This is a genomic window from Nostoc punctiforme PCC 73102, assembly GCF_000020025.1.
Lineage (GTDB): Bacteria > Cyanobacteriota > Cyanobacteriia > Cyanobacteriales > Nostocaceae > Nostoc > Nostoc punctiforme.
In genome coordinates this window covers 1,854,828-1,880,829 of record NC_010628.1, presented here as the reverse complement: position 1 = coordinate 1,880,829, position 26,002 = coordinate 1,854,828, and the positions used below count along the sequence as shown (strand labels likewise).

Below are 26,002 nucleotides of genomic sequence, written 5' to 3'. Positions count from 1 at the left end.
TAAAGGAAGAAAATAGCCACCCTTTTTAAGGGGGGGTTGGGGGATCTTTGTTCGATAAACAAGCTAACCCAACAGTTTTACAATCTCCCGCACTTCTTTACCTCTTCAATTAGAATGCTTAAAAAATTATTTTCATTCAGCGATCGCTACCGCATCTTACATCAGACTTGGTTTGCTTTCTTTCTCACCTTTGTCTGTTGGTTTAACTTTGCTCCCTTCGCTACAACCATTGGCAAAGAACTACATTTAGCCCCTGAGCAAATCAAAACCTTGGGCATCTGTAACCTCGCTCTCACAATTCCCGCCCGGTTAATCATTGGGATGCTTCTAGATCGTTTTGGTCCTAGAATCACCTACTCAATCTTGCTGATGTTTGCAGTAGTTCCTTGTTTAGCAACAGCCCTAGCGCAAGACTTTAATCAATTAGTCATCAGTCGTTTGCTGATGGGAATTGTCGGGTCTGGGTTTGTTGTCGGTATCCGCATGGTGGCAGAATGGTTCCAGCCAAAGGAGATGGGAATTGCTCAGGGCATTTATGGCGGTTGGGGCAACTTCGGAGCTTTTGGCGCAGAGTTTGCCTTACCGATACTTGCAATTTCTACTAGCTTTTTCTCTGGTGGTGCTTCTAACTGGCGATTAGCGATCGCACTTGTAGGCATCATAACTGCTATTTATGGCGTAATTTACTACAACACTGTCCAAGATACGCCTAGAGGCAAAGTCTACAAGAAACCTAAAAAGAATGGTTCCCTAGAAGTGACTAGCATCAAAAGCTTCTGGGCGATGATGATCTCAAATTTTGGTTTGATTTTCGCCTTGGGTTTATTAGCTTGGCGCTTAGAACAAAAGAAAATTCACTTCCTAACTCTGAGTCAAATGTATTTGACTTGGTTGGTATTAGCAGGATTGTTTGCTTACCAAAGTTATAAAGCTTGGCAGGTAAACCGAGAACTTCTCACTGGCAAGAAAACTTACCCTGTATCTGAACGCTTTCAATTTGGACAAGTAGCTTTACTCGAATTCACTTACATAACCAACTTTGGCAGCGAACTGGCAGCCGTTTCTATGCTCCCGGCATTTTTTGAGAAAACCTTTGGTTTAGAGCATGTTGTCGCTGGGATGATTGCTGCCACCTATCCCTTCTTAAATTTGGTTTCTCGTCCTAGTGGTGGTTTAATTTCTGATAAATTTGGTTCGCGTAAGTGGACGATGACCATTATCAGCGTTGGTATCGGTGTTAGTTATTTGATGGCACATTTTATTAATAGTAACTGGCCGATTCCAGTAGCGATCGCAGTTACAATGTTTGCCGCTTATTTTGCTCAAGCTGGTTGCGGTGCAACCTACAGCATCGTACCCATGATTAAAAAGGAAGCCACTGGACAAATTGCGGGCAATGTCGGAGCTTACGGTAATTTTGGCGGCGTAGTTTACCTAACAATTTTTAGCTTAACCGACGCTCCCACACTATTTAGCACAATGGGTATAGCTGCACTAATCTGTGCTTTTATGTGTGCCTTCTTCCTCAAAGAACCAAAAGGTTCCTTTGCTCCAGCCTACGAAGGTGAAGCATCAGAAACTGCAACTAAAAGCTCTGTTTTCTTAACTGAAGAATAGACTTATCCTTTGAAAATCGAGCATTACAAGAGATATTTTCATCTTGTCTTGTGAGTGCAACTCATGAAGTTTTTTCTCAGCGCTGACGGACACTTTTTTCAACGGGGGGAACCCCCGCACAGAAGTGTCCTCCTCTGCGCCTCTGCGGTTTAAAAATAATTTATTTAACCACAGAGACGCAGAGTAAAGATGTTTAAAAAGATGAGATTGCACAATCAAAATAACAAAATGGTACAACTGCCATGAGTGAATTTACCAAAACTCTTTGTCCTTACTGTGGTGTTGGCTGTGGACTAGAAGTTTCACCCCCAGCCCAACTTGGCAAAGCAACTAATCGAGATGGTCAAGGAAATCCGACTTGGCGGGTGCGGGGCGATAAAGCCCATCCATCTAGTCAAGGAATGGTTTGTGTCAAAGGCGCAACGATCGCAGAATCTTTAGATAAAAATAGATTACATTACCCAATGGTGCGAGACTCTTTAGATCAAGAGTTTCGGCGCGTTAGTTGGGATGAAGCTTTTAATCTCATCACGCAGCGTATTCAAACAGTCCGCTTCACCCAAGGGCCAGAAGCGTTATGTATGTATGGTTCCGGTCAGTTTCAAACCGAAGACTACTACATAGCCCAGAAGCTTATGAAAGGCTGTCTGGGTACTAATAATTTTGATGCCAACTCCCGTTTATGTATGTCTAGTGCTGTGGCTGGGTACATTCAAAGTTTTGGCTCAGATGGTCCGCCCTGCTGTTATGAAGACTTGGAGTTAACCGACTGTGCATTTTTAATAGGCACTAATACAGCCGAATGTCATCCAATCGTTTTTAACCGACTAGAGAAATATCACAAAAAGAACCGCAAAGTCAAAATGATTGTGGTCGATCCCCGACGCACGCCAACCGCAGAAGCCGCCGACTTACATTTAGCCATTCGTCCGGGTACAGATATCGATTTGTTGAACGGTATCGCTCACTTATTGATGCGCTGGAACTACATCGATACCATGTTCATGGACGACTGCACCAGCAACTTTCCCGCTTATGCTGAAGTGATTCGCCACTATTCCCCGGAAGTGGTAGCTCGTCAATGCGGAATCAGTATTGAAGATTTAGAAACAGCAGCCCGTTATTGGGGTGAATCTAGGCGGGTACTTTCTTTGTGGTCGATGGGTGTGAATCAATCATCAGAAGGGACAGCCAAGGTAAGAACTATCATCAATCTGCACCTGATGACTGGACAAATCGGCAAACCTGGGGCTGGCCCTTTTTCCCTGACTGGTCAGCCGAATGCAATGGGAGGACGCGAAGCCGGAGGTTTGGCACATTTATTACCTGGTTATCGGGTTGTGAAAAATCCTCAGCATCGCGCAGAAGTTGAGGAGTTTTGGGGACTTAAACCAGGACAGATTTCACCCAATCCCGGTTTGACTGCTTGGGATATGATTACTGGCTTGGAAAGTGATGCTGTCGGGTTATTGTGGATTGCAGCTACTAATCCGGCTGTAAGTATGCCAGATTTGGAGCGAACTAAGAAGGCGTTGTTGCGATCGCCTTTTACCATTTACCAAGATGCTTATTATCCCACAGAAACCTCTGCCTATGCTCACGTTTTGCTACCAGCAGCCCAGTGGGGTGAAAAAACTGGTGTGATGACAAACTCCGAACGGGTGGTAACTCTGTGTCAAGCATTTCGCCAACCACCAAGAGAAGCTAAAGCAGATTGGGAAATTTTCGCTGAAGTTGGACGGAGATTAGGTTTTGAAAAAGAGTTCGCCTTTGCTAACTCGGCTGAAGTTTATGCTGAATTCGTCCAATTAACTCAAAATCGCCCCTGCGATATGACAGGTATCAGTCATGAGCAATTGACACAAGGCCCAACTCAATGGCCTTACCCAGCCAAGAAAGTAGAGTCAGTATTTATCGATACTGAAACAGGACTCTTAAGTTTTCAGCCAGAAGAAGAAACTTTCTCTGACAAAGAAGCCGAGAAGAAGCGTAAGTACCATACACTCAGAATGGGAAAACGGCTTTACACTGATTTACGCTTTCATACCCCTGATGGACGCGCTCAATTTGGGGCATATTACTCAAAGGGATTGGCAGAACCACCAGACCCAGATTATCCTTTTGTGCTAACTAATGGGCGACTTTACGGACATTGGCATACCCAAACACGCACCGGTCGCATTGAAAAAATTTGCAAAATGCACCCCGAACCGTTTATCGAAATTCATCCCCGTGATGCGGCGAAGTTAGGTATTTTAGATAATCAGTGTGTGCAAGTGCGATCGCGTCGGGGTAAAGCTCAATTTCCTGCTAAAGTGACAAAAGCGATCGCACCTGGTACAGTTTTTGTCCCTATGCACTGGGGTTCATTATGGGCAGATAATGCCGAAGCTAACGCCCTCACCCATCCAGAATCTTGCCCGGATTCGCTGCAACCAGAATTAAAAGCCTGTGCTGTGCAGCTGATTCCAATTTCTGTAGAAGTTGCAGTCAAAGATTATCAATTCCAGTCATCACAATGCTAAGGTGCAAAGTATATCTCTCAAGAGGTAATTAACAATCACTAATAAGTAATTTAGTCAATAATAAATAACCAATAGTTATTATCATTTTTTATGGCTCTCTACTCTTGACTCATAGCAATTACCATATATAAAGAGGCTAGATTTCTAGTAAGCAGAGATTTTACTAGCACCAAGTTAAGCTATGGGAAAGAATAAAAATCAGATAGTAAACTTACAAATCATCTTTTTTTAATCCTCTAGATTTATCTATAGGATTTTATTTTATTTAAAAATCAGGTGCAGCAAATGAAAAAGTTAATGAGGCAAATTCTCGGAGCTACCAAAGATGAAAACTTCATGCACATCATTGAAAACATAGAGGTGCTAGTTTCTAAAGTTCTATCTATTTTTATGGTAGTTGTAATTTTGGTTGCAATCGGAGACTTAGCAGTTTTTATTTTTAGAGAGTTATTGACAGCCCCTTATGCTAAGTTTAACACAACCTTATATAAAATATTTGGGCTATTTTTGAATATTTTAATTGCTTTAGAAATTTTAGAAAATATCACAGCTTATTTGCGAAAGCACGTTTTTCAGGTTGAATTAGTTATTGTCACTTCTTTGATTGCCGTAGCCAGAAAAATTATTATTCTTGATTTAGAAAAAGTTGGAGGTGTTGATATAATTGGTTTAGGAATAGCTATTCTCGCCTTATCAATTAGTTACTTGATAATTCGTCTCAGTAATGACAGAAACACTCGTTAAAATTAAAGATCAATTCAGATATTTTCGAGTATTATTTGTATATAAATATAGTTTTGGCTGAATTTACCACAAGCAACAAAGTATACTTATAATTAAGAACAGCCAAAACTGAATTTGGTAAAGATTATTAGTGTGCGATCGCTAGTTAACTCTTGTTTTTAATTAGTTATTTCTGTAAGTTAAATATAAAATTATTGATGTTTAAAAATCGTTAATTTAGAATAATCAAATTTTTAATACTTGACTATGACATATTTTTTTCAATTTGAAGCAGACTTTGTTGATTCCCTTCGTTGTATCCCCATGCAGGTGCGTTGCAATTTAGATACTTGTGGCATTAAGCTAAAACTATCTGATTGGAATCAAATGACTACAGCCGAGCGTCAAGCTTTAGTCGAGTTACCTTGCACAACAGAAACGGAAATTCAGTCTTACCGCGAACATATTCAACAATTAATTCTAGAACGCACAGGTATACCAGCTACAAAATTACCCATTGAGCCACATCCTGCATGGCTAGACTCTAGCACTGTACCACCTAGCCTCCAGGAAAAAGCTCAAGAAATAGGTGTAAATCTGACACCGCAACATTGGGCAGCTTTAACACCCTTACAGCGTTTTGCCTTAATTAAACTCAGCCGCCCAGGACATGAAAGCAAAAACTTTCCAATAGCGATCGCAGAATTTAATCTGCTTTAATTACAGAACAAATGTGTTCGGTACATTACACTTTGTTAACTTGCCACCATGAAATGATACATTACCGCAGAATTATTGCTGTAATGTGTCAAAAATTCGTGCATCTGCTCATGCCTAATAGACTCAACTCTAAATTAATATTTATTTTATAAACAATTGATAAATATTGATTCTAGACTATTGACTATTAACTAATAGGTGGAGGTGCTTACAGTTATTAGCAACTGCTGATGTACTGCAAGGGAAGAGATGCACTGGCTACCCTACTTGTAGTCCAGATGTCAAGAGTGCTGGAGGGGTTTATGTTGATATCCCTGTTGATGAGGCAATAGTTGATGGTAATTTGGTGACAGCACCGGCTTGGCCTGCTCACCCCCGTTGGCTGGCAGAATTCCTGATAGTACTTGGAACCAAGATTGAACACCCAGAACTGGCTACAGTTATTTGAGCCAACACACCGAAAATCTTTTGGGGGGATATTCAGGGTAGTTTCTTTACCTACTCCCTGCTTCAAATAAACTGTGGCAAAAACAGCTGACCTTTCAGGTGACGCTCCTACAAACGTTCGAGTACTCGCTACCGTGCTAACGCCAGTTACTCATGGGGAAACTCCCTTCTTTACAAGACGCTTTGCGTTCGCAGAGCGTTCCGTAAAGCCTTCGGCATAGCTCCGCTTAGGGCGCAGCCTCTCGTAGAGAAGGAAAAGCGCTAGCCTGTCTCTTTGGAAGAAGATCATACAGCTCGCAATAGACCACCAGAAATTATATATTTTCTAAATGAAACTAAATGCAGTAAAAATTACTGTTTTTTGATAAATTGCTTTGGATGAAATTTACCGCTAGGATGTCAAAAGCAGACAAATCATATAGTCTGATTCATCCGCATGACAAGCCCATTTAGGACAAACTCTCAGTACATGGAATACTTATTAACATTAGGTGAAACAATTTGAAATTTCCCTTCTAGAATTTTAAATTTCTTAGCAGTAAGTGAAGCTATAGTGGATTTAGCAATGCTGCTGTTAATGTGGCTAAGGTTAGTCCTGCTGCCAAATTATATGAAGAAGAATTAGTTTAGAAACGCACACTAACTCGATGACAGGCAAAAACGCAAGACATAATGCATTTCTGCGGCTAGTGTCTGGTAATGGGGCAGCTTCTGGATCAGAATCTCGCTACTCGCTGCCCCCCAGCAAAGAGATGGTAATTGGACGCGACCCCAGCTGCCAAGTTGTCTTGGATGCCATGATGTACCGGATGGTATCTCGTCGTCATGCGGTGGTTCGTCCCCTCTCTTTATCGCCAGATAGCAAATTCAGCTGGGTACTTTGTGATTTAAATAGTGCTAATGGCACTTATTTGAATGGACAACGCTTGTATGAATGTCAGGAATTGCACCCAGGCGATCGCATTTCTCTAGGTGCTGATGGTCCGCAATACGTTTTTGAGTACGAATTTACTTACCAAGCCCCGGCCACAACAGTTAACCAAGTTACACCATTACCTTCGGCAACAAATTACCACGGCCACACCCAATTAAAGCAGCCAGATTCTGTTAGCTTCACTCAGCTTTTCCCTATTATTTCCACTGGTAAAGATTTAACTCGAAAAGCTTACCTTGTACCGGGAATACTGACCGTAATCTTTGTAGTGTTAATGTTTGCTACAGTCGGTCAGCCCCAAGCTAATCAAATTATCGTTGCAACTTATATCGCCTTCGCTGCCTACTATTTTGTTTACCAACTTTGCGGTAAACAGAAGCCTTGGTGGGTGCTAATGGCTGCGGCATTGAGTACAACGTTGATTTTACTCAGTCCACTGTTGGATCTATTTATTTTCGTGTTTCGCGGTATTCTTCCTGGAAACTTGCCCTCACCCCAAGAATCGACCACCTTCACAGAGTTACTGGTACGGATGTTTTTTGGTGCTGGGTTGATGGAGGAATTACTCAAGGCATTACCTGTGTTAGGGGCGTTTGCCATTGGTAGAATGTTATCTTCACCTTGGCGGGAAAAGATCGGCGTTTGGGAACCCCTAGATGGTATTCTCCTGGGAACGGCTTCTGCTGTAGGCTTCACTCTATTGGAAACTCTTGGACAATATGTGCCCGATATTGCACAACAGGTAGGCATAGGCGCTGCTGGTCAACTAGCGGGTTTACAACTGCTAATTCCGAGAATTTTAGGCTCTGTAGCAGGACACATGGCTTATAGTGGCTACCTGGGCTATTTTATCGGATTGGCTGTTCTCAAGCCCAGTAGAAGTTGGCAAATTCTTTCTATTGGTTATCTTAGTGCTGCTGCACTCCACGCTCTGTGGAATGCGACAGGATCTATCAATGCCTTGCTGTTGGTAGTTGTTGGGGTGTTATCTTACGCCTTTTTGATGGCGGCAATTCTCAAGGCACGGGCGCTATCACCTACGCGATCGCAAAATTTCGCTACCCGATTTCTCGGCCCAAAATAAGAGATGAAGAAACTGGAATCAGGGAGCAGAGGAGCAAGGGAATAATTTGAATATTTATATCTTTGGATAGATGGCCTAGTTAGAAAATAAGCATACCGTAAATTTACTCTGGGATAACTATGCCTAAAAAATAAAAATCATTAAACTTCTTGCAAAAGTCTTGATTTTCGATTCTTTTTTTGCGCCTCTGCGGAATGTAAATCAACATCTTTGCAAGAGATGACTCTAAACGTATAGCGATTACAAAGCGTGGGCTATGCGAACACAGCGGATGATGAAAATTTTGGCTTTCTCTACTTTTTCTATTGCCCGTTACCGATCAACTGTCACTTATTCCCGATTTTATAGTTCAGACTGAGACTGGTTGAGTTGAGTAAAAGCATAAGAAGCGATCGCTAAAGTGACCTTTGCTTTTTCTACTTCTGATAAAGCTGTCCACTCGCTATTGTTAAGATTACTTATGGCAGATGCCGCGTTTTTCGATTCGCTACTTCGCATAGCGTAAGCAAAAGGACGAGCTAAAACTAAAAGATCCTCAGTTCCCCAAGTTGGTAAAACTGTCTGAACGCACTCAACTAGTTGTTCACCCATTGATTGCTGGACAGCAAAAATCTCAGCAGCTTTCTGGGCGATGGTATTGAGCAATGTTTGGGGGACACAGGCGGCAAAAGTATTACGTAGTGTTTCTTGAAGATTCAGCACTAGTGCCTGTTGGGGATTGTTATTATAGCTTGACGTAAGGGAGATATTAGACCAAAGTGTGTCTAGATTGTTATAAAAATCTTGCGATCGCGTTGTCAGTTCTTCCTCAAGCAAATCTTGCATTCCGAACTGTTGTTCTAATTCATGAAAATAAGCTTCTGATTCTTCATCAGCTGGATTCCAGGGATAGGTAGCATCGTCTGGTTCTAGTAGTGCTTCTAATAAATCTAAATCTACTTGAGATGGCGAAGAAGAGAAGGTGTCTGAGCCGTTAATTTTTTTAGCCATTTTTTATTTTCTCCCGATTATTTGGTGGTATTGACAACTACAATTCCTCACAAGAGATTTCCGCAAAAACAGTTGATTTTTTCTCTGGAAAAAATAGATTTTAAAAGCTGATGTTAAACATGAAAATCCATTTCTGCAATAGCTATACTAGGAGTCTTCAATAATAAACTCCCAGGTTTCGCCTCTAGCACTTCCAAACTTTAACTGCATTCCCGATTTCAGTGGTACTTCCTCTCGGAGGATTTGTTGCCATCCATTAGGGCCTAAAAACCAGGTTGTACCGTATGTGGAAAAATCTTGCAAATAATAAGTTCGCACCAATGTAGCATCAGTAAGAGTATTACGGCAGAAGATTTCGGCGTGGCGTTTGGATACAGATGGTTCGGCGATGACAATATCATTATCTTTCGTGCGGCCGATGCGGGTGACTCCATAACGCAACAACCAGGTTTTACCTTTTGGAGTGAGCGATCGCAACGAAGCAGTCGGAAGCGGTGAACCGACATCAGGAATGGCTGTGTCTGGCAGTTCGGTAATACCTTCATCTAGATTCTTAATGAGTTCGCCATTAAAATCTGGATGCAGGTAGAGAACAGGTAAAGTCCAAGCTGGTTGATTAAATTTATACAGTGTTAATAACTCTTGTCTAGCCAGTGATACGGCTTCATCTATGGGTTTGTGCGATCGCAAAGCTTCGGTAAACGCTTGAATAAAACTGTGGCTTTCGCGATCGGCGATTTCATCGCGCATCCCCAAAACAGCAGGCACACCATGACGAATTAGTACTTCGGCTAAACTACTGGCAGGTATGGCTTGATGATTGATAGCAGCTGGTTGTGCGCCCCAACAGGCATTGAAAAGTGCTAGTTTCACACCTGTACGGGTCAATACTTGCGCCAATTCGATCCCATTCAGGGGCATATCTGGTCGTAAAAACAGTAATCCTCCGTCTGCTCCTGGCAAACCATGTCCAGCGTAAAAGAAAACGTTGTATGCTTTGGTTTCTAATTCTTGAATCAACTCTTGTGGAGTTGGTTGTATAAGTTTATTTACTATACAAGGTGCATATCTTTGAGAATTACCACCCACAGGTGTATCTACAAGACTTTGCTGTAAAATAGCCGCTTCTTGTTCTAGTTGCAGCTTTTCATCATGACCTAAAACGAGCAAAATACTTAAAGCTTGGTCAGTTCGCAAATACGGTAATGGGTCAACTTCACTGCTGGTACGACTAAATAGCAAATCTTGGGAGAGAGACATTGCCGATTGGCCAGGCTCACGCTGCATAATTTCCCAAGGCAGAGCGATGAGATCCGGCTCACGAATTTCTAGCCGAAAGCGCAAACGTGTATGCTGACCCATAGCAATCCCGCGACTGCGTTCTAGACTACCGAGAATTTGCCCGTCAAATACCCAGCGCCATAAATTCATTCCCAAGTATTGCATCAGACGACTGCTGTAAGGCCCAGTGGTTTGACCAGAAGGGGGCGAAATCCAATCTATGGAGAATTGGTTCGACTTTTGAGATGTTGAGTTTGGGGAAATATCTAGCTGACTATGGCCAGCAAACATCTGCTGCCATTCTTGCCAAACTTGATTGAGTTCAACAGGCCATACACAGTCACGTAAAACGTAGCCACTGGGATAGGGAGCCTTGACCACCCAAATGGCGAAGTTGTCAGTGCCAGTGTTTAAGAGACGGGCGATCGCCAAATTCAGGGATGGCATGGATTCATAAAATTAAAAGCTAAAAACAATGGAAGGAGGCAGGAGGTAGGGTAGCGCAGTGGTAGCGAGTCTACGAACATCAGGTAGTTTTCCTCCAGGAAGAACTGCCCTCTGCGGCTCGACTGAGCGATCGCCGAACGTCCTCCTGCCTTTCTTGATAATTTAAAATAACAATTCTTCAAGGTGAAAATTTTCTATTTTTTGACCTTGTAAGTTTTTTACTTTGATTGTTACTTGTTATTATTCCAGGTTTTTACCAGTTTATCGAGTATTTGATTAAGTTGGACTGGTGTCAGCTGATGGAGTAGCTGGCGGTTGCGTGACGGTTGCACAGGGATTTGGTACATCTGATTGTAAAACAGATACACCAAAGCTTTTTAGTTGGGATAACTCCAGCAATACTGTTTCCGGTAAAGGTTTCAAATTGGGTGGAATTGAGGAAGTTACTGCTGGTTTATTAGTATTAGCTGGAGTTGGCGTGTTTTTACTTGGACAGACTCGCATAGAAACCGAAAGATTTCCAGAACCAGATTTTGGATTTGGATTTGTGTTGATAACTTGTAAAAATGCTCCAGGGGGAAGCGATGGTTTATTTCTCAAGGGGATTTCCTTGTTGGTTTGAATTACCCAGCCAGGAGAAAGGTTATCAAGCGATCGCGCTGTGGGTGTTGCTTGGGTGGTAGGCTTTTGAGTTGGTGTGGGATTGGGAAGAAATGGAAATAAGCCTGATGGCGATCGCAATTCCTTCACGAACAATCCTAAAGAGCCCGCTATCACCACAAATATTAAAGGAACAATCCACTGTAGCGGTAATTGGCGATTTTTAGCAGGCTCAGTATCGGGAATCACCTGAGTTTTGTGGTTTGGGCTACCTAAAAGGCTTGCATCTGCTGCCCTGGATGCAAAATCAACAGTTTTGGCAGAATAACTCTCTGGAATGAAAGCTTTGATGGTAATTTCTGGTTCCCAGTATTGGACTTGATAATGGACTAAAGCGATGGTGACATTATCGTGTCCGTTTTTAGTATTAGCAATTTCGATTAATCTATCGGCAACATTGGCGATGTTTCCTTCCCCAAGTAGAATCGGCAAAATTTCTGTTTCCCAGTATTCCTCCACCCGATCAAAATCACTCAAACCATCGGATGTGAGCAGAAAAATAGCATCTTCGTCGAGCATAAACCGTGCCGATGTGGGATGCAGTGAAGTGCTGGGCCCCATACCCAAAGCCTGGACGAGAGAGCCAGCAGAACTTTGTTGTACAGCATCGCGGTAAATGGCATAGCCTAGCCGCACCTCACGGGAAGCGACATCATCATCAAGGGTAACTTGATAACAGCCTTGGCGGGTAATCCAGTAAGCACGACTATCACCTACATGGGTAATGTACATTTCGTGTGCAACAGGCAATGCCATGACTAAAGTCGTGCCCATACGCTGCCGCCCTTGGCGATTTTCACTGTCATTGCGCTGACTAATTTTGTCATTGGCAATTGCCACTGCTTTTTCTAGGTCATTAAGCAGTAGTGAGGGGTCTATGTGGTCGTAGGGAACTTTTGTTAGTTGCTGTACCTGCTGCTGGATCGTTTCAATGGCTAAATTTGAGGCGACATTGCCACCTTCGTGGCCACCGATGCCATCACAGACGATTGCTAAAGCCGTTGGCTGGGGTGGTTTGCTGATCAGAGTTCCACTGGGAGGGCTACAGGCATCTTCGTTGCGTTGGCGACTTGGGCCAGTGTCAGTTTTGGTGATAATTTTGATCGTGGGCGTTTGCGATCGCCCTAATTGTGCCAGTCCCTGGTCTAAAACTGTAATCAATTGGTCAGTTGAGTTAATCTCTCCCTGAATTAAGGAAAGGCTAACCTGCTCAACAAATTCAGTTATGGCTGGTTTGGCTTCATGTACCAATTGCTGCCAAAATTCACCTAACTGTGGCAATTCTGGTGATATTTCGCTGTCGAAACGCAAATCCAACAACCGGACTAACGATCCTTCTACCCGTAATACAGATGAGTCAAGCAAGCTAGAAGCGACACCTTCACTTGCCAGAGGTTGCCACAGATGAGCTATTTGCCATAACCAATTGAGTTGGCGCATCGATGTTGCATCACGCCAAGCGGTGGTTAACTCGCTGCCCAAATACACTTGGATTGTGTCATCTACTAATAGTGGCGGTTTAAATAGTGGCGGTTTTTCTAAGAGTAATATTTCTCTTTCATGAGAAGATCCGTCAGCTATAAAAATCACTCCATATACCTGTGGTACATGTAAGCGATAGGGAATGAGTCTCAGGTAAGCTCTTAGAGGCTGTAAATTCTCTAACTCAGGTGTTAGCGCTAAGAAACCAGGTTTCGTGTCTAAAAGAATAAATTTATCAACGACTAAATAGCGATCGGCTAATATTTCTCCAGGGCTACCCACACTTGGGCCATCTACCACAGCCCAGAGATAATTTTTGGGTAAGGGCGTGGAACATCGCTGGCAAAACTTGTGAGTCAGGGGGTTGGCAGCCTGACAATTTTCGTTTGGACAGTAGAGCGTTGCCGCGTCATTTTCCATAGTTTTCGCACCGATCAGCGATTGGCAATTTCTTTAACAGCATTAGTAGGGACAATCTAGACCGCTCATCTTTCTTAAAATTGACATACCCAGACTTTAGATGATGATTTTAGCTGGTGGATATCAGCAGGTGCTAATACTTAACTTATCTAAAAAACACGCTCCTAAGTCAACCCTCCAGCCTCATCATAGCTTCTATTGCTCTGTGACTCTCAATCGCCAAAGCAACTAGCTCCAACCCTGTTAACAAAGCATAACCCAAGCATAACTGCGCCCCAAGCTTTTGCTGAATTATCGCATCATCAAGAGGCAGAGAATGTTGGCATTTATTTAGTTTATAAGTAGGATAGCAACAATTAACTTTAATTAAGAATTAAGAATAGCAAATATAATTTTGGCAAAAGTAGCGCATGAATTCCCCCTTCCTACGTCGGGAAAGGGGATTTTCGTGGGCTTTTGCTGATGAGTTTCCTGAATTGTCAGAAGGGTTCAGCCAGACTCCTAGCAACTTTTTAGCTTACTTGTTTGTCGTCAATTGCAACTTGGGGGACTCCCATGCTGTAGTTGGTAACGCGGGCAGACAGATTGTAGCTGATTTCGCCGAGTTGCAGGAGCGATCGCAGATAATGCTCTAAGTCTGACCCCACACGGCGCAAATTATAGTCCGTGAGGTCTGCGCCACTGGATGCTTCTACTAGTTCATCAAATTTTCGATAAACTTTTTGCAGCGCGTCTTCATTCCAGTTAAATTCGTTATCTGGGTCAATATCTAACGTTAAGACCTGTTGACTTGGAACTAGGTCGCCATCCCGGTCGATCTCGCCTGCAAAAATGCGGACATGACGGGTTGTGGACTTGAGCAGCATGGGGTTATCCATAAAAGGGTGTAAGATTTGGGTGGATTACACTGAAATTATTGTAAACGCTATATTCAAGCTTGAATGCTCTCAATTTACAAGCTTTGAACGCAGTTTCAAAAGAGTATATTGAATGGGCATAAGTAAAAATATCACCTGTACTGAATTAACTTACTACTTCTGTTATGAGTTCAAGACACATTTAGCAGCTAGTACTGACAGTAGTGCAATTATTTTTCTGTAAAAATTACTTTTTTATTTAGGGTATACAAACAAGTCAAAGTGGTGTGTGAATCTTAACTAATGCTAGGGTTTTCTTACTCATAAAGCCTCAAAGCCAGTAAGGTGAAGCATTCACAAGGAATAATTTGATCTGTGTACATTTTTTTATGGAGAACAAAAGTTTTTACCTTAATAATTCTGCTGACGAATATCTTCTGAATTTTCTATTGCAAAAAACGTACATCAAGTAATTTCACTGAATAGTGCTACATCGACCTCTGGCTTTAATAAGTTCAAAAAAATCAAGCAATTTTACTTACGTATAAACACCAAAATTAAAGTAACAAGTCCAACTGTTATTGACGTTCACATAAAGTTGATGTAAAAAGCTTTAAAAAGGTTGAACAACTTCTTACAGAAACTTTATTGTGTAGAATCTTAAAAACTGAATAATAGTTATGGCTTACCATAAGCTACATCTGGCACAGGAACATCAAAATCTAGACAGTGAAAATTTAGCTTGTAAATAAAACACAGGAGAGTGAAATGGATTACAAAAGTGATTGATGAAGAAAAATTCTTAATTCAAGCACTTTGGATTCAAAAGAGATATAAAGAATTTTTGCTGGACATCTACCTCCTTACGCTCATGACAACCAAGTAAAGGAATCTCAATAGCTATGAACTCCAAAGCATTACCACGCCAGATAAATAATCTCGAAGTAGGTGTTTATGAGTGCGAAATCCATCTCAAATTCCGGTTGATTGAGGAAAAGAGTCTATTGAGCGATCGCGAGCAACTCTTACAAGTGCTACTTGATGCTTTAACCGAAGGTTCTGATGACTTTCTAGAGACGCTACAAGCGTCCGTTAAAGCGCAGGAAGTGTCTGAGTTTAAAGCTTCACCTCAAATGCGCCGTCAGCTTATGCGCTTGCGTAATGCTGCTGAAAATCCACCTACTTAAATGTGTAATTTAAGTAGTAAGAAGCATGAATTGGGCATCAAATCAAATGTTGATCCCATAGCCCCGTTGCAATAAAAACTAAGCAGCAAGTAGAATTCATCAAATCTTGTGATTTTTACTTTGTGAAAGTCTTATTTAGCAGCGCAAAGTCCCAGGAACAGTTTCCTCTATTAAAAAACTTTGTAGCAAAGGGTACTGGTAGAATCTGAGAGCCAACTCAGCCGGGTGCATTTTACCGAGTTTTTATCAAAAATTGCAGGAAGAAAAACCTGTGTCTTTACAGATGGGGAATTGCACAACAGGCGCGAATCCAATGAAAACCTAAAAGACCAAAGTAAACATAAATAACCTTGCTTTTAGCTTTTTACTTTAGCTAAGTGCCTGATTTGCTAAAATACTTATGTTTTATCTATTACCAGTATTAGGTTATGGTTTGACAGCCAGTTACCTATTACCAATTACCTAAGAGTAAGGGAGCAGGGGAAGATGAGGGAGATAAGGAAGAAGCAGGGGAGCAGGGAGCGCAGGAGGAAGAAGTATTGATTTTCTCCCTTGCGCTCTGCCCCCTGCACCTCTGCCTCTTTTGCCCACAATACCTATTTAGCCAGACCGTGTTCTAGAGCAAAGCGAACTAACTCTGTACGGCTATTAGTGCCAGTTTTACTAAATAAACGGCTGACGTACTTTTCTACATTGCGGACGCTAGTTTCCAAACGACGGGCGATTTCTTTATTCATCAACCCTTCAGCGACCAAGTTTAAAACACTTTGTTCTCTGGGAGTCAAATCAATTTTAAAAGGGGCTGGCGATTGGGAAATGGCATTTCTTTGGGTTAATAATGCTTTAATTTGGGCAATCTGATTGGCTAGTTCAGCAAGATCGGGTGTTTCAGCGTCATCTCCTGTAGTTGTAGTCTTAGCAGCGCGGCGGGCTAGCAAATTTTCGACTATAGCCACTAACTCATCAGGATCGAAGGGTTTGGGTAAATAAGCATCAACACCAGCATGATAGCCTTGGATGCGATCGCCAGTCATACCCTTAGCAGTTAAAAATACTACTGGCAGTGCTTGGAAGCGGGGGTCTTCTCGCAGTTGCTTGAGGAACTGATAGCCATCCACCTGGGGCATCATGACATCGGATATCACTAAGTCAGGTGTATTCATCTGCATCCATTCCCAACCTTCAAGGGCGTTACTGGCGACTTGAACGCTGAAACCGCTCTCTTGCAAATAGTCTTTCACGGCTTCCCGTATCCCTGGTTCATCATCCACCAGTAACAATTGTGCTGACATTTAAGATTTCCTTGAGTTTTCCTTTTTCCAATTTAGCGAAAGTTGACAGTCATTGAACATCCTGAATTCATCTCTACAGCCCCTAAAACTTCTATAGTTGACATCTTGGCCTCGTTCAACCCTTTAGCTTTGTAATTATCCTCCCTTCATAAGGACGGGCTGACTGGAAAGTTTACCAACATTTTCCTGTCGCAATATCCCAGTAATTGATTGTTTAATCTTGGCTATGACTGAGGAGAGTTTGCTCGCCGTAGTTCAGACTGATTGACTGTACTCAATTTTGATGATTCTCTAGTCTAGCAAGGCTGTCTCCAGTAGCCAGATGCCAAATTTTGCTGGTGGCTAGGCGTAAGCCTGTTTTAGACATCGCTACTATTGCTAATCATTTAGCTACCATCGGCGGTGAAGAGAATACAGACAATAGTTTTCGTCATCGAGAATCTGTGTGTGGAAAAAGTATCTGCCAAAAAGCCAGGGTTTTTGCCGGATAAAGAAAACCGAGTTCTTAATTTTGGATAAAGTCGAGCGAAGAAAGCGGGAACGACTGCGTGAGACATATTTATATTTTTGATTGGCAACCCTACAAAATACTACATACAGTTTTCTGCAAAATAGCACGTACTATTATGCGATCGCACCATCCAAATTAGGCACGTATATGTGCATAAAAGGTGAATGTATTTCCTAGTCGTTTCCCTTAATCTGAGTATTAAAGAAACGGTTCATAAATCGAAAAAGACAAAAATCGTCAATTTGTCAACCATTGCTGATGAAATTTTTGTAACTTTTATTAATTCAGATTGAGAGGTGTATTATGTTTTCTAAGGTAGTTCGCAATACAGTTTTAGTAACAACTTTAGCATTTCCAATAGTACCTTTAACAAGTCAGAATGCTCTTGCAAACGATATCCGTGATTTCTTGGTTTACAACAACAATGAGTTAGAAATTACTCAACTATATGTATCCTCAGCAAAATCTAGATATTGGGGTAATAATATTCTCAATTCAGATATTGTTAACGGTTCATTTGACATGATTACATTTGGCAATAGCAGCAATCAATGTACCTATGACGTTAAAGCCATTTATAGCGATGGCACTTATGATCTCATGCGTCAAGCTAATCTTTGCAGCACCTATGGAATAACTTTTTACGGTCATAGAGGCGACTATCAAGAATATTAGGAATTTTCCAATGGGATTTTGATGATTGCATAAAAGTGCAATCATCAAGAAATTTATTATGGTATTTTAATTAAATAATATTCTCTTCCACGCTGAGGTCTGGGAACACAATTACAGAGGCTCTACTAGTATCATGTCTGCTTGATTACTTATTAAACAGAAGTCGGATATAGCACTAGACACTATCTTTTACAGATTATATAAACAATGGGTTCCTACCTTCGATTTCAAAAGCTTTTTTTCATATTATTTTCCTGCATAAACATCACTCCAATCGCAGTATTTGCCCAATCGACACCCCCATCTGGAGTGACAATTCCCCCCGATATTCCAGGGAAAGTGGAAGAAACCATTCCTCAACCATCACCATCACCAAGTATTGCTCCTACACCGCCTGCACAACCTGTTCCTATACTCCTATCACCCCAACAGGAAAATCAACCCAATACCACTTTTCCTAGCGGCGAAAGTTTCTTTGTCAAAGAAATCCAAATTACAGGCTATTCTGTTTTAAAAGATGAAATCACCAAGTTAAAACAACCCTTAGAAAATACAAACATTACATTTGAGCAATTATTGCAACTGCGATCGCAAATCACCAAACTCTATGTTGATAATGGCTATATCAGCAGTGGTGCATTTATTCCCAACAATCAAGATATCGCTAGCGGTGTTGTGCAAATCCAAGTTGTGGAAGGCGAACTTGAAGGAATTTCCATTTTAGGGTTAGAAAGATTGCAAGCTGGATACGTGCGTTCCCGGATTGCACGGCTGGCGGGTAAGCCTTTAAACCAAAAACGTCTCGAAGAAGCGCTGCAATTATTACAACTTGACCCCGTAATTGAACGAGTCAATGCCGAGTTAACCGCAGGTAGCACCCCAGGTAGCAATATTTTACAGGTGACAATTACCGAATCGCCACCATTCCATGCTGGGGTGAACTTTGCAAATAACCAATCACCTAGCGTTGGTTCAGAACAAGGGAGTGTTTTTATTGCTCACGATAATTTATTAGGGTTTGGAGATAAATTCAGTGCTGAATATGCTGGTAGTGAAGGGTTAGATATTTACAATATCAATTATTCTATTCCCTTTAACGCCCTAGATGGAACTATTGGTGTCCGCTATAGTAACAGTGCTAGCCGGATTATTGAAAGCGAATTTCGTGATTTAAATATCCGCAGCGAAGCCGAAACCCTTTCTTTTAATATCCGTCAACCGCTAACCCACACGCCAAACAACGAATTTGCTCTCTCATTGGCATTCGATTTACGGCGCAGTCAAACCTACATCCTCAATGATATTCCCTTCTCGTTTACTGAAGGCCCCGAAGATGGAAAATCAAGAGTTACGGTAATTCGCTTTTCGCAAGATTGGTTACAACGTAATGCTAACAGTGTCTTAGCGGCGCGATCGCAATTTAGTTTTGGCATCGATGCTTTTGATCCAACCATCAACGATAGTGGTACTGATGGGCGTTTTTTCTCCTGGTTAGGACAATTTCAATGGGTGCAACGGCTATCTCCCCGCATTTTGATGTTGGCCAAAGTTAACACTCAACTTACTCCTGATTCCTTACTTTCGCTCGAAAAAATCAGTATTGGCGGAGTAGATACAGTGCGCGGCTATAGTCAAAATCAACTTGTTGCTGACAATGGAATAGTTGGAGGTGTGGAAGTTCGTATTCCCCTAGCATCGAATGTGGAAACATTACAGCTAATACCCTTTTTTGATATTGGCACAGCTTGGAACAATCGCGGTATTAATGCCGATCCACAAACCATTGCTAGCCTGGGTTTAGGCTTGAACTGGCAACCTTTAAATGGTTTGGTATTGCGTGCAGACTATGGTATACCATTTATGGGCACAAGCGATCGCGGCAGTTCACTGCAAGATAATGGCTTTAATTTTTCAGTTCGCTATCAGCCGTTTTGAACTACATTTACAGAAAAAGCGATCGCACTATAAATCAAGCTATTCTTCTGCTTCAAAAATAATACCTTCATACAGTGGTGCGATCGCTAACTCAAATTCGATACTGGATAGGGTAATCATATCTCCCTCAGTGTAGGGATAATAAAGCCACATTTTGCCCTCTCCCCGACAGTAGCGTTCGACGGAAATTTTTTCCGAATCTATCAATAAATATTCTTGTAAAGAGGGAATTTTCAGGTAATTGGTGAATTTTTCACCCCTATCTTTCTCGCTTGTACTGGGGGAGAGAACTTCGGCAATAATTTTCGGGTTTTGAATAAATTTGCGGGCATTTAGATCTTGAGGGTCGCAACTGACGATAACATCAGGATAATAATAAGGACTTTGAGGAGTAACTTGTACTTTCACATCCGACACATTCACTCGACAACCTCTAGCCCGTAAATGTGGGTATAAGACTCTGTAAAAGTTAAGTGCAATATCATTGTGGGGAATTGTACCACCTGTCATTGCAAAAACTTCGCCGTTGACATATTCGTAACGAAGTTCTTGCTGGAGTTCCCATGCAAAATACTCCTCGATGGTCATTTTTGGCGGTTGCTGGAGGATGGCTACCATAGTCAGATTTTCCAGTTTGTTTTGATTTTAGCGAATCAACACTAATTAGAACATTCTCGACTCAATAGCAACTGTCCATTATTCAGCCGATATAATCCTTGTGGTTCAATAATCGGATCGCCTTTCTTCCAGAGACGGGATGTAGTTTCTACACCTCTCACCTCTCCAGTTGTGTAGGTAGAAACCGAAACCCCTGGACGATTAGGGGTCAAAGCACCAGAACCTGTTATGGTAAAAGAGTTTTCTTGTCGTTTGATGCCACGTGAAATGCAACTATTGGCGATGAGTGCATTGGTGTCGATGACTGGGGATAATTCGGTGAAGCTGTTTAGGATGGAACTGGTATCGGGTGCGTTAATGTTGATCGCACCTGCAACACCTAATTCCGAACTGGCAGTAATATCACTTTTCTCGGTTGGCTTTGGACGCGACTCAATACCAAAAACACCTTGCGAGTTAATTTTGACGTTCCCACCTGTTCCTGTGAAGGCGTTGGCTGCGATGTCGCTGTTTTCTTCGGGGACGGCAATGATAAATCTTGAATTGATGTCGATGTTACCACCATCCCCACCTGCTTGCGCTGTACCTGCGGTGGTCGAAATTTGGCTACCGTTACGCAATATTAAGCGATCGCTAGCAGTTAAATTAATATTTCCACCATCGCCAGAGTTAGTTATTGCTTCAATAAATGCTTTTTTATCAAGTGCTGTAGAAACAGAATTAATATTAATATTTCCAGCTTTACCTTGCCCAAAGCTGCTTGAACTGATGCCCCCGCGATTTAAAAATAAAAAATCTGTTGTCAGGTTAATATTACCTGCATTGCCCACAGCGTCTTGATTGACTGTACTAAAAACACCTAGAAAAACCTGTGGTACTGATACCGTCAATAAAAATGCGATCGCGTGCATCAATGGTAATATTACCTCCATCGCCTCTAGAAGTAGTACTAGCATTGACTACTCCACCATTGGTTAAGGTTAGCGTCCCTGTTTTAACCTGAATATTTCCACCATTCCCGCTTCCACGAGTAAAAGTATATGCCGCACTTGGTAGATTTTCACCATTGGTTCCGTCAAAGGTAACGGCATCGCGTGTATCGATAAAGATATTACCACCATTACCAGAACTATTACTAAAAGCGCCGAGTGTAGCACCATTTTTTAGAAATAATTCTCTAGCGTTGATGCCTATATTACCAGCGTTCCCCGTGCTTTTACTTGCAGTTGAAGTGCTTACGAAAGCACCTAAACCATTTTTTCCACCATCAATAGTTACTGTATCGCGGGCGTTGATGCTGATATTACCTCCATTTCCCTGTCCATCTGTGTCTCCAGCAATGACTGCACCGTTAGTAACGGAAAGTGATCCTGTTGTAATTTCGATGTCACCTCCTTTACCTTCACCACTCAGCAAATAACTAAATAAACCGCTACTTATATCGAATTGGCCAGTACTCAAAGTTACATCCTTTACAACACCATCAATTTTGACAGTATCACGAGCATTGATGGTGATATTTCCAGCATTACCTTTTCCTTCTTGATGTGAAGAATATATCCCACTGCCATTTGTTAAAAACAGCGAGCCTGTTTTAATTTGAATATTTCCGGCGTTACCATTGAATGCTTCCGTAAATGCACTACTAGATTTTCCATTACCGCCTACACCATCAAAAGTAATAGTATTTCCAACATCAAGAAAAATATTACCTCCATTTCCTTGTCCGTAGTTACTAGTATTTAGTCGTCCGCTATCTTTAAATAGTAAATTACTTGCAGTGATGCGAATATCACCACCATTGGCTATTGCATTATTAACAACACTTTCAGTTGACACTATACTGCCAGATTTTGCCCTGCCCCCAAAACCTGAAACTGTGACATTATCGCGGGCATTAATAGTGATATTTCCTGCATTACCGACTCCAGGAGTAAGGGTAGATATTGTGGCACCATTAGTAACAGAAAGTGATCCCGTTGTAACTTGAATATTTCCTGCTTTCCCAACACCTCCACTATTTAAGTTGCTTTTCAAACCACTCGACTGATCGTAATCCAAGTCAATAAGGAAAAACTTCCCCGCGTCAATGAAAACGCCATCTAGCTTGACATTACTAGAGGCTTCGACAGTAATATTTCCAGCATTACCTCGCCCTAATACATTTGTTGATATTTGACTACCGTTAGTTAACGAGAGGGAACCTGTTTTCAGATAAATATTTCCTCCGTTACCTACTCCTACCCCCTCATTAAAAACATCACTACTAGCGGTGCTATTAGTATCAAAGACTATGTTATTCAGGGCGTTAATGCTGATATTACCACCGTTCCCTTTGCCACTGGTACCGCTACTAATAAAGGCTCCATTGGTAATTTTTAGGGTACTTGTTGTGATTTGAATATTACCTGCATTGCCTTCAGCAGTGGGTTGCACATAATTAATAATCCGGCTAAAAATATTACCTTTATTACCATCTAATGAAATATTATTACGAGCATTAATGATGATATTACCAGAATTACCTTTTCCATAAATGCTACCTTGAATTTGCGACCCATCATTTATTTCTAAAGAATTGGTATTAATAGTAACCTTTCCACCATTACCTATAGCGCCTTCATTTACCTTGACAACAATTCCGTTAGCTTCCCCTGGTCTTGAGTTACGAAAACTGATATCACCTTGAGCATTAATATTTACATTTCCTGCATTGCCTTGTCCGTAGAGATTAGCATTAATTAGTCCAGTCTTTTCTAACGTTAATGTCCCAGTTGTAATATTGATATCGCCAGCATTACCAAATGCTCCTTCTTGCACTACGTTAGCGATCCCACTTTCATCTATTAATGTTGTATCTGCTGTAGCATTAATAGTAATATCTCCACCCTTACTATTAGGAGTACCTAAGCCTCTATCTATTCCCGCTCTTAATATACTTCCCGCAACTAAATTTACATTTCGAGCCTGAATTGTGATATTCCCACCACCCGCACCGCGAACATTAACTTCTGCACCATTACTCAGCGAAACATCGGCGCGTTCTACATTCTCAGGTATAACTAAACCAAAATTATCACCTGCAATATTCAATCCCACATTTCCCGGTGCAGCCAAACCTGCTAACTCAACATTTCCGCCATAAGCGCGAACACTCCCGCCATCAATATTGATATTTCCACCAACAAGCAGCAAACTTTTACCATCAGCAACTCGCAAACCCGTAACATCTTGTCCAATGAGATTTGTCCCTGCGGGTGCTTGGGATTGATTGATTATTCCCCCATTTGCTTGGATTTGATTAAACAGCAATACTGAAGGATTAATAGTCAACAATGGCACTGCTTGGGGATTTGTCGCACTAAAAACCCCCTGATTACCAAACTGCAAACCGTTCGCAGTCGTCCCCACAAATGAACCCTGCACATCTAAACTGGCATTATTCCCAAACACAATCCCATTGGGATTTATCAAAAATAAATTCGGGCTAGAATTACCAAATGTGCCGAGTGTACCCAAAATTTCTGAACGATTATTACCTGTCACCCGTGCCAGAATATTTTGAATATCTGCGCTAGGACTGAAAAAATACGCTGCTCGTCCCTCGCTGATATTAAATTCTTGAAAGCTGTGAAATAGATTGCTTTGGCGAGTTGCACCACCTGTAATTACTTCTATGGGTAGTCCCTGAAAGTTGCCTATAACTTGAGAGGACTCAGCCCCAAGTGTGTTATCAGGCACGATATTGCTTTGTTGTGCCTGGGTTTTGCTAGTGAGGAAACTTACACTTAAGCAGCCCAGCAACGCTGCCAATCCGAACTGCAAACACTTGTTTAATTCGTATTTGATCGTCATTGGGTGCTATTTATATAGATTACTTGAGTATCTAATAGAACTGCACCTTTGGATCATTAACAACGTTAATTATGCACTTTTCTGCAATGGTGCGATCGCATTTCTGCATTATACAGGTATTAAAACTGCACACAAACAAGCAGAAAAAGTCGATGCGTAGCATGAAGATGTCGGATATTGTGTAACTCATCGGCAACAGTAAAACTACTGAATGCTAATTAGTCCCTTGCTATTTATGGACTTACCGACCCCATAAAAGGTGATATAGTGAAAGCCAACATTGTAGTTAAAAATGGTCACAAAATAACAGAAAAATAAATTCTTTGATTCTGCTCTCAACAAATAGCAATTTACAAGATCCCCAAACAATTAAATTTTGGAATTCACTGCTAAAAAATCCTATATGTAAAGTGATAAAACGATTTTTCCGTGACGAATAATTTACTAGTACATCCAAAAAAATTCTAATTTTGCCTACAGAGTTAAGATAAATCTAGCAATTCTAAATTATTCGCTAAAACCTCTCTTCATTCTTCTCTCTGCGTAGTGATAGTTGCTGCAAGCCAAGGAACCCACCCAATGCACTGGCTTATCTGTGCCTTTGCGGTTCATTCAAAAATATCAGATAGGACCTAAAACTCCAATTAACTCATCAAACACATCCAAAAAATCATGAATACAAATACATCTATAACAATTCAAAAACCCAAAACTGACGAATTGTTATTATGGAATCTCCTTTTTGCAGATACAGGTCGTCAAGTATTGCTCGTTGCTTATGACATCAAACTATTCCCTCTCCTATCTCAAAAACCATGCACTTTAGCAGAAATTTGTAATGAATTAAAAATTTTTCAACGCCCAGCAGAAGCTATTTTAGCAGTTCTTGCATCTATTGAATTATTAGAAATAGAAAATAATTATTATTCACTTACTCTTCTTGCCAAAGACTATTTGGTCAAAAGTAGTCCCACATATTTCGGTGCTTTATTAGAAATGATGATATTTGACGAACGTAAGCATATATCCTCATTTGATAGTTTAAAGAAGTCTTTATTTACCAATAATTACCCTGGCAAAAAAGTGATGGAATCTTTGGTTAAAAATCATGATTTTATGCGTACCATCACCTTTGGTAATAATGTTAAACTTATCCGTGGTTTTATCTCTAGTATGCATGGGCCAAGTATGGCGGCTGCATTAATTTGGCCAGAACTCATTGATTTATCTGAATATAAATTGTTTATTGATATTGGTGGAGGTTCGGCGGCTCATTCAATTGGTGCAACGTTAAAATGGCCGAATTTGCAAGCCGTTGTTCTCGAACTACCTACAGTGTGCGAAATAGCTCAGGAATTTATCACGCATTATGGCTTACAGAATCGGATTGCAACACAAGAGTTTGATATGTGGAGTGATACTTTTCCCGTAGGCGATCTTCATTTTTATAGTGCTGTTTATCATCATTGGCAACAAGAAAAATGTCAAGTTATCACAAAAAAAAGCTTCAATAGCCTATTACCTGGAGGGCGGATTATCCTCCATGAGATGCTATTTAATGAGCAAAAAACAGGCCCTTTCCCAGTAGCAGCTAAAAATTTGAATATATCTTTAAAGCTGGGAGGTCAACAATATTCAGGTCAGGAATTGTCAATGATGTTGGAACAAGCAGGTTTTATCGACATTGAAATTAAACCAGCTTCGAGTTACTGGAGCATCATCACTGGTCGTAAACCCTAATT

18 protein-coding genes and 1 pseudogene are annotated in these 26,002 nt (G+C 41.3%); 11 read left to right on the top strand and 8 right to left on the bottom strand.

Annotated elements, in window-relative coordinates; genetic code table 11:
* The first annotated feature begins 114 nt into the window (after positions 1 to 114).
* The 6 genes and pseudogenes from NPUN_RS07750 to NPUN_RS07720 all read left to right on the top strand — a co-directional run bounded on the left by NPUN_RS07750 (position 115) and on the right by NPUN_RS07720 (position 8,050).
* Positions 115 to 1,617 (top strand): NarK family nitrate/nitrite MFS transporter, encoded by a 1,503-nt coding sequence (locus NPUN_RS07750; protein ID WP_012408234.1) that lies wholly within the window; start codon positions 115 to 117, stop codon positions 1,615 to 1,617.
* A gap of 242 nt (positions 1,618 to 1,859) precedes the next feature.
* Complete coding sequence (locus NPUN_RS07740; protein WP_012408233.1) at positions 1,860 to 4,142, top strand: molybdopterin oxidoreductase family protein; 2,283 nt, start codon at positions 1,860 to 1,862, stop codon at positions 4,140 to 4,142.
* A 285-nt stretch (positions 4,143 to 4,427) separates the two neighbouring features.
* On the top strand, positions 4,428 to 4,886 hold the full coding sequence (locus NPUN_RS07735; RefSeq protein WP_012408232.1) for a phosphate-starvation-inducible PsiE family protein: 459 nt from the start codon (positions 4,428 to 4,430) through the stop codon (positions 4,884 to 4,886).
* A 246-nt stretch (positions 4,887 to 5,132) separates the two neighbouring features.
* Positions 5,133 to 5,585 carry a nitrate reductase associated protein gene (locus NPUN_RS07730; RefSeq protein ID WP_012408231.1) on the top strand — a complete coding sequence of 151 codons (453 nt, stop codon included), beginning with the start codon at positions 5,133 to 5,135 and terminating at the stop codon, positions 5,583 to 5,585.
* A gap of 208 nt (positions 5,586 to 5,793) precedes the next feature.
* Positions 5,794 to 6,033: pseudogene (locus NPUN_RS07725) on the top strand (DJ-1/PfpI family protein); the annotation flags it as partial.
* A 646-nt stretch (positions 6,034 to 6,679) separates the two neighbouring features.
* Positions 6,680 to 8,050 (top strand): PrsW family glutamic-type intramembrane protease, encoded by a 1,371-nt coding sequence (locus NPUN_RS07720; RefSeq protein WP_012408230.1) that lies wholly within the window; start codon positions 6,680 to 6,682, stop codon positions 8,048 to 8,050.
* A 342-nt stretch (positions 8,051 to 8,392) separates the two neighbouring features.
* On the opposite strand, the gene NPUN_RS07715 is transcribed toward NPUN_RS07720, so the two are convergent.
* The 4 genes from NPUN_RS07715 to ndhM form a co-directional block, all read right to left on the bottom strand.
* Positions 8,393 to 9,040, bottom strand: a complete 648-nt coding sequence (locus NPUN_RS07715) for a hypothetical protein (RefSeq protein WP_012408229.1) — start codon at positions 9,038 to 9,040, stop codon at positions 8,393 to 8,395.
* Positions 9,041 to 9,187: 147 nt separating this feature from the next.
* Positions 9,188 to 10,768 (bottom strand): CHAT domain-containing protein, encoded by a 1,581-nt coding sequence (locus tag NPUN_RS07710; RefSeq protein ID WP_012408228.1) that lies wholly within the window; start codon positions 10,766 to 10,768, stop codon positions 9,188 to 9,190.
* 276 nt (positions 10,769 to 11,044) lie between these two features.
* Positions 11,045 to 13,330: a protein phosphatase 2C domain-containing protein gene (locus tag NPUN_RS07705; protein WP_012408227.1), complete on the bottom strand. Its 2,286-nt coding sequence runs from the start codon at positions 13,328 to 13,330 to the stop codon at positions 11,045 to 11,047.
* 512 nt (positions 13,331 to 13,842) lie between these two features.
* A complete protein-coding gene (ndhM, locus tag NPUN_RS07700) occupies positions 13,843 to 14,208 on the bottom strand; it encodes an NAD(P)H-quinone oxidoreductase subunit M (RefSeq protein ID WP_012408226.1) in 366 nt (121 codons plus the stop codon).
* 881 nt (positions 14,209 to 15,089) lie between these two features.
* Between ndhM and NPUN_RS07695 the strand changes: the two genes are divergently transcribed.
* On the top strand, positions 15,090 to 15,374 hold the full coding sequence (locus NPUN_RS07695) for an Npun_R1517 family heterocyst differentiation transcriptional regulator (protein WP_012408225.1): 285 nt from the start codon (positions 15,090 to 15,092) through the stop codon (positions 15,372 to 15,374).
* Between the two features lie 596 nt (positions 15,375 to 15,970).
* Here the strand turns inward: NPUN_RS07695 and NPUN_RS07690 are convergent.
* Positions 15,971 to 16,666 carry a response regulator transcription factor gene (locus NPUN_RS07690; protein WP_012408224.1) on the bottom strand — a complete coding sequence of 232 codons (696 nt, stop codon included), beginning with the start codon at positions 16,664 to 16,666 and terminating at the stop codon, positions 15,971 to 15,973.
* Positions 16,667 to 17,004: 338 nt separating this feature from the next.
* Here NPUN_RS07690 and NPUN_RS41635 point away from each other — a divergent pair, with 338 nt between their 5' ends.
* The 3 genes from NPUN_RS41635 to NPUN_RS07680 all read left to right on the top strand — a co-directional run bounded on the left by NPUN_RS41635 (position 17,005) and on the right by NPUN_RS07680 (position 19,787).
* Positions 17,005 to 17,157, top strand: coding sequence for a hypothetical protein (locus NPUN_RS41635; protein ID WP_167315587.1), 153 nt, complete (start codon positions 17,005 to 17,007; stop codon positions 17,155 to 17,157).
* Positions 17,158 to 17,480: 323 nt separating this feature from the next.
* Positions 17,481 to 17,852: a hypothetical protein gene (locus NPUN_RS07685; RefSeq protein ID WP_012408223.1), complete on the top strand. Its 372-nt coding sequence runs from the start codon at positions 17,481 to 17,483 to the stop codon at positions 17,850 to 17,852.
* A 207-nt stretch (positions 17,853 to 18,059) separates the two neighbouring features.
* Positions 18,060 to 19,787 carry a ShlB/FhaC/HecB family hemolysin secretion/activation protein gene (locus NPUN_RS07680; RefSeq protein WP_012408222.1) on the top strand — a complete coding sequence of 576 codons (1,728 nt, stop codon included), beginning with the start codon at positions 18,060 to 18,062 and terminating at the stop codon, positions 19,785 to 19,787.
* Positions 19,788 to 19,826: 39 nt separating this feature from the next.
* Here NPUN_RS07680 and NPUN_RS07675 read toward each other — a convergent pair whose 3' ends face one another.
* The 3 genes from NPUN_RS07675 to NPUN_RS07665 are packed head-to-tail and all read right to left on the bottom strand — an operon-like array spanning position 19,827 to position 24,260.
* A complete protein-coding gene (locus tag NPUN_RS07675; RefSeq protein WP_012408221.1) occupies positions 19,827 to 20,405 on the bottom strand; it encodes a Uma2 family endonuclease in 579 nt (192 codons plus the stop codon).
* A 41-nt stretch (positions 20,406 to 20,446) separates the two neighbouring features.
* A complete protein-coding gene (locus NPUN_RS44470; RefSeq protein ID WP_336884929.1) occupies positions 20,447 to 21,361 on the bottom strand; it encodes a hypothetical protein in 915 nt (304 codons plus the stop codon).
* A complete protein-coding gene (locus tag NPUN_RS07665) occupies positions 21,255 to 24,260 on the bottom strand; it encodes a two-partner secretion domain-containing protein (protein ID WP_052304564.1) in 3,006 nt (1,001 codons plus the stop codon). The genes NPUN_RS44470 and NPUN_RS07665 overlap by 107 nt, the downstream gene beginning before the upstream one ends.
* A gap of 672 nt (positions 24,261 to 24,932) precedes the next feature.
* On the opposite strand from NPUN_RS07665, the gene NPUN_RS07660 reads away from it, so the two are divergent.
* On the top strand, positions 24,933 to 26,000 hold the full coding sequence (locus tag NPUN_RS07660) for a methyltransferase (RefSeq protein ID WP_012408220.1): 1,068 nt from the start codon (positions 24,933 to 24,935) through the stop codon (positions 25,998 to 26,000).
* The last annotated feature ends 2 nt before the right edge of the window (positions 26,001 to 26,002 follow it).

Bases quoted from the DNA above. Each gene is read 5' to 3' on its own strand.
- NPUN_RS07750 (WP_012408234.1), top strand. From the start codon at position 115: ATGCTTAAAAAATTATTTTCATTCAGCGATCGCTACCGCATCTTACAT.
- NPUN_RS07740 (WP_012408233.1), top strand. From the start codon at position 1,860: ATGAGTGAATTTACCAAAACTCTTTGTCCTTACTGTGGTGTTGGCTGT.
- NPUN_RS07735 (WP_012408232.1), top strand. From the start codon at position 4,428: ATGAAAAAGTTAATGAGGCAAATTCTCGGAGCTACCAAAGATGAAAAC.
- NPUN_RS07730 (WP_012408231.1), top strand. From the start codon at position 5,133: ATGACATATTTTTTTCAATTTGAAGCAGACTTTGTTGATTCCCTTCGT.
- NPUN_RS07720 (WP_012408230.1), top strand. From the start codon at position 6,680: ATGACAGGCAAAAACGCAAGACATAATGCATTTCTGCGGCTAGTGTCT.
- NPUN_RS07715 (WP_012408229.1), bottom strand. From the start codon at position 9,040: ATGGCTAAAAAAATTAACGGCTCAGACACCTTCTCTTCTTCGCCATCT.
- NPUN_RS07710 (WP_012408228.1), bottom strand. From the start codon at position 10,768: ATGCCATCCCTGAATTTGGCGATCGCCCGTCTCTTAAACACTGGCACT.
- NPUN_RS07705 (WP_012408227.1), bottom strand. From the start codon at position 13,330: ATGGAAAATGACGCGGCAACGCTCTACTGTCCAAACGAAAATTGTCAG.
- ndhM (WP_012408226.1), bottom strand. From the start codon at position 14,208: ATGGATAACCCCATGCTGCTCAAGTCCACAACCCGTCATGTCCGCATT.
- NPUN_RS07695 (WP_012408225.1), top strand. From the start codon at position 15,090: ATGAACTCCAAAGCATTACCACGCCAGATAAATAATCTCGAAGTAGGT.
- NPUN_RS07690 (WP_012408224.1), bottom strand. From the start codon at position 16,666: ATGTCAGCACAATTGTTACTGGTGGATGATGAACCAGGGATACGGGAA.
- NPUN_RS07685 (WP_012408223.1), top strand. From the start codon at position 17,481: ATGTTTTCTAAGGTAGTTCGCAATACAGTTTTAGTAACAACTTTAGCA.
- NPUN_RS07680 (WP_012408222.1), top strand. From the start codon at position 18,060: ATGGGTTCCTACCTTCGATTTCAAAAGCTTTTTTTCATATTATTTTCC.
- NPUN_RS07675 (WP_012408221.1), bottom strand. From the start codon at position 20,405: ATGGTAGCCATCCTCCAGCAACCGCCAAAAATGACCATCGAGGAGTAT.
- NPUN_RS44470 (WP_336884929.1), bottom strand. From the start codon at position 21,361: ATGCTAGTACTACTTCTAGAGGCGATGGAGGTAATATTACCATTGATG.
- NPUN_RS07665 (WP_052304564.1), bottom strand. From the start codon at position 24,260: ATGACGATCAAATACGAATTAAACAAGTGTTTGCAGTTCGGATTGGCA.
- NPUN_RS07660 (WP_012408220.1), top strand. From the start codon at position 24,933: ATGAATACAAATACATCTATAACAATTCAAAAACCCAAAACTGACGAA.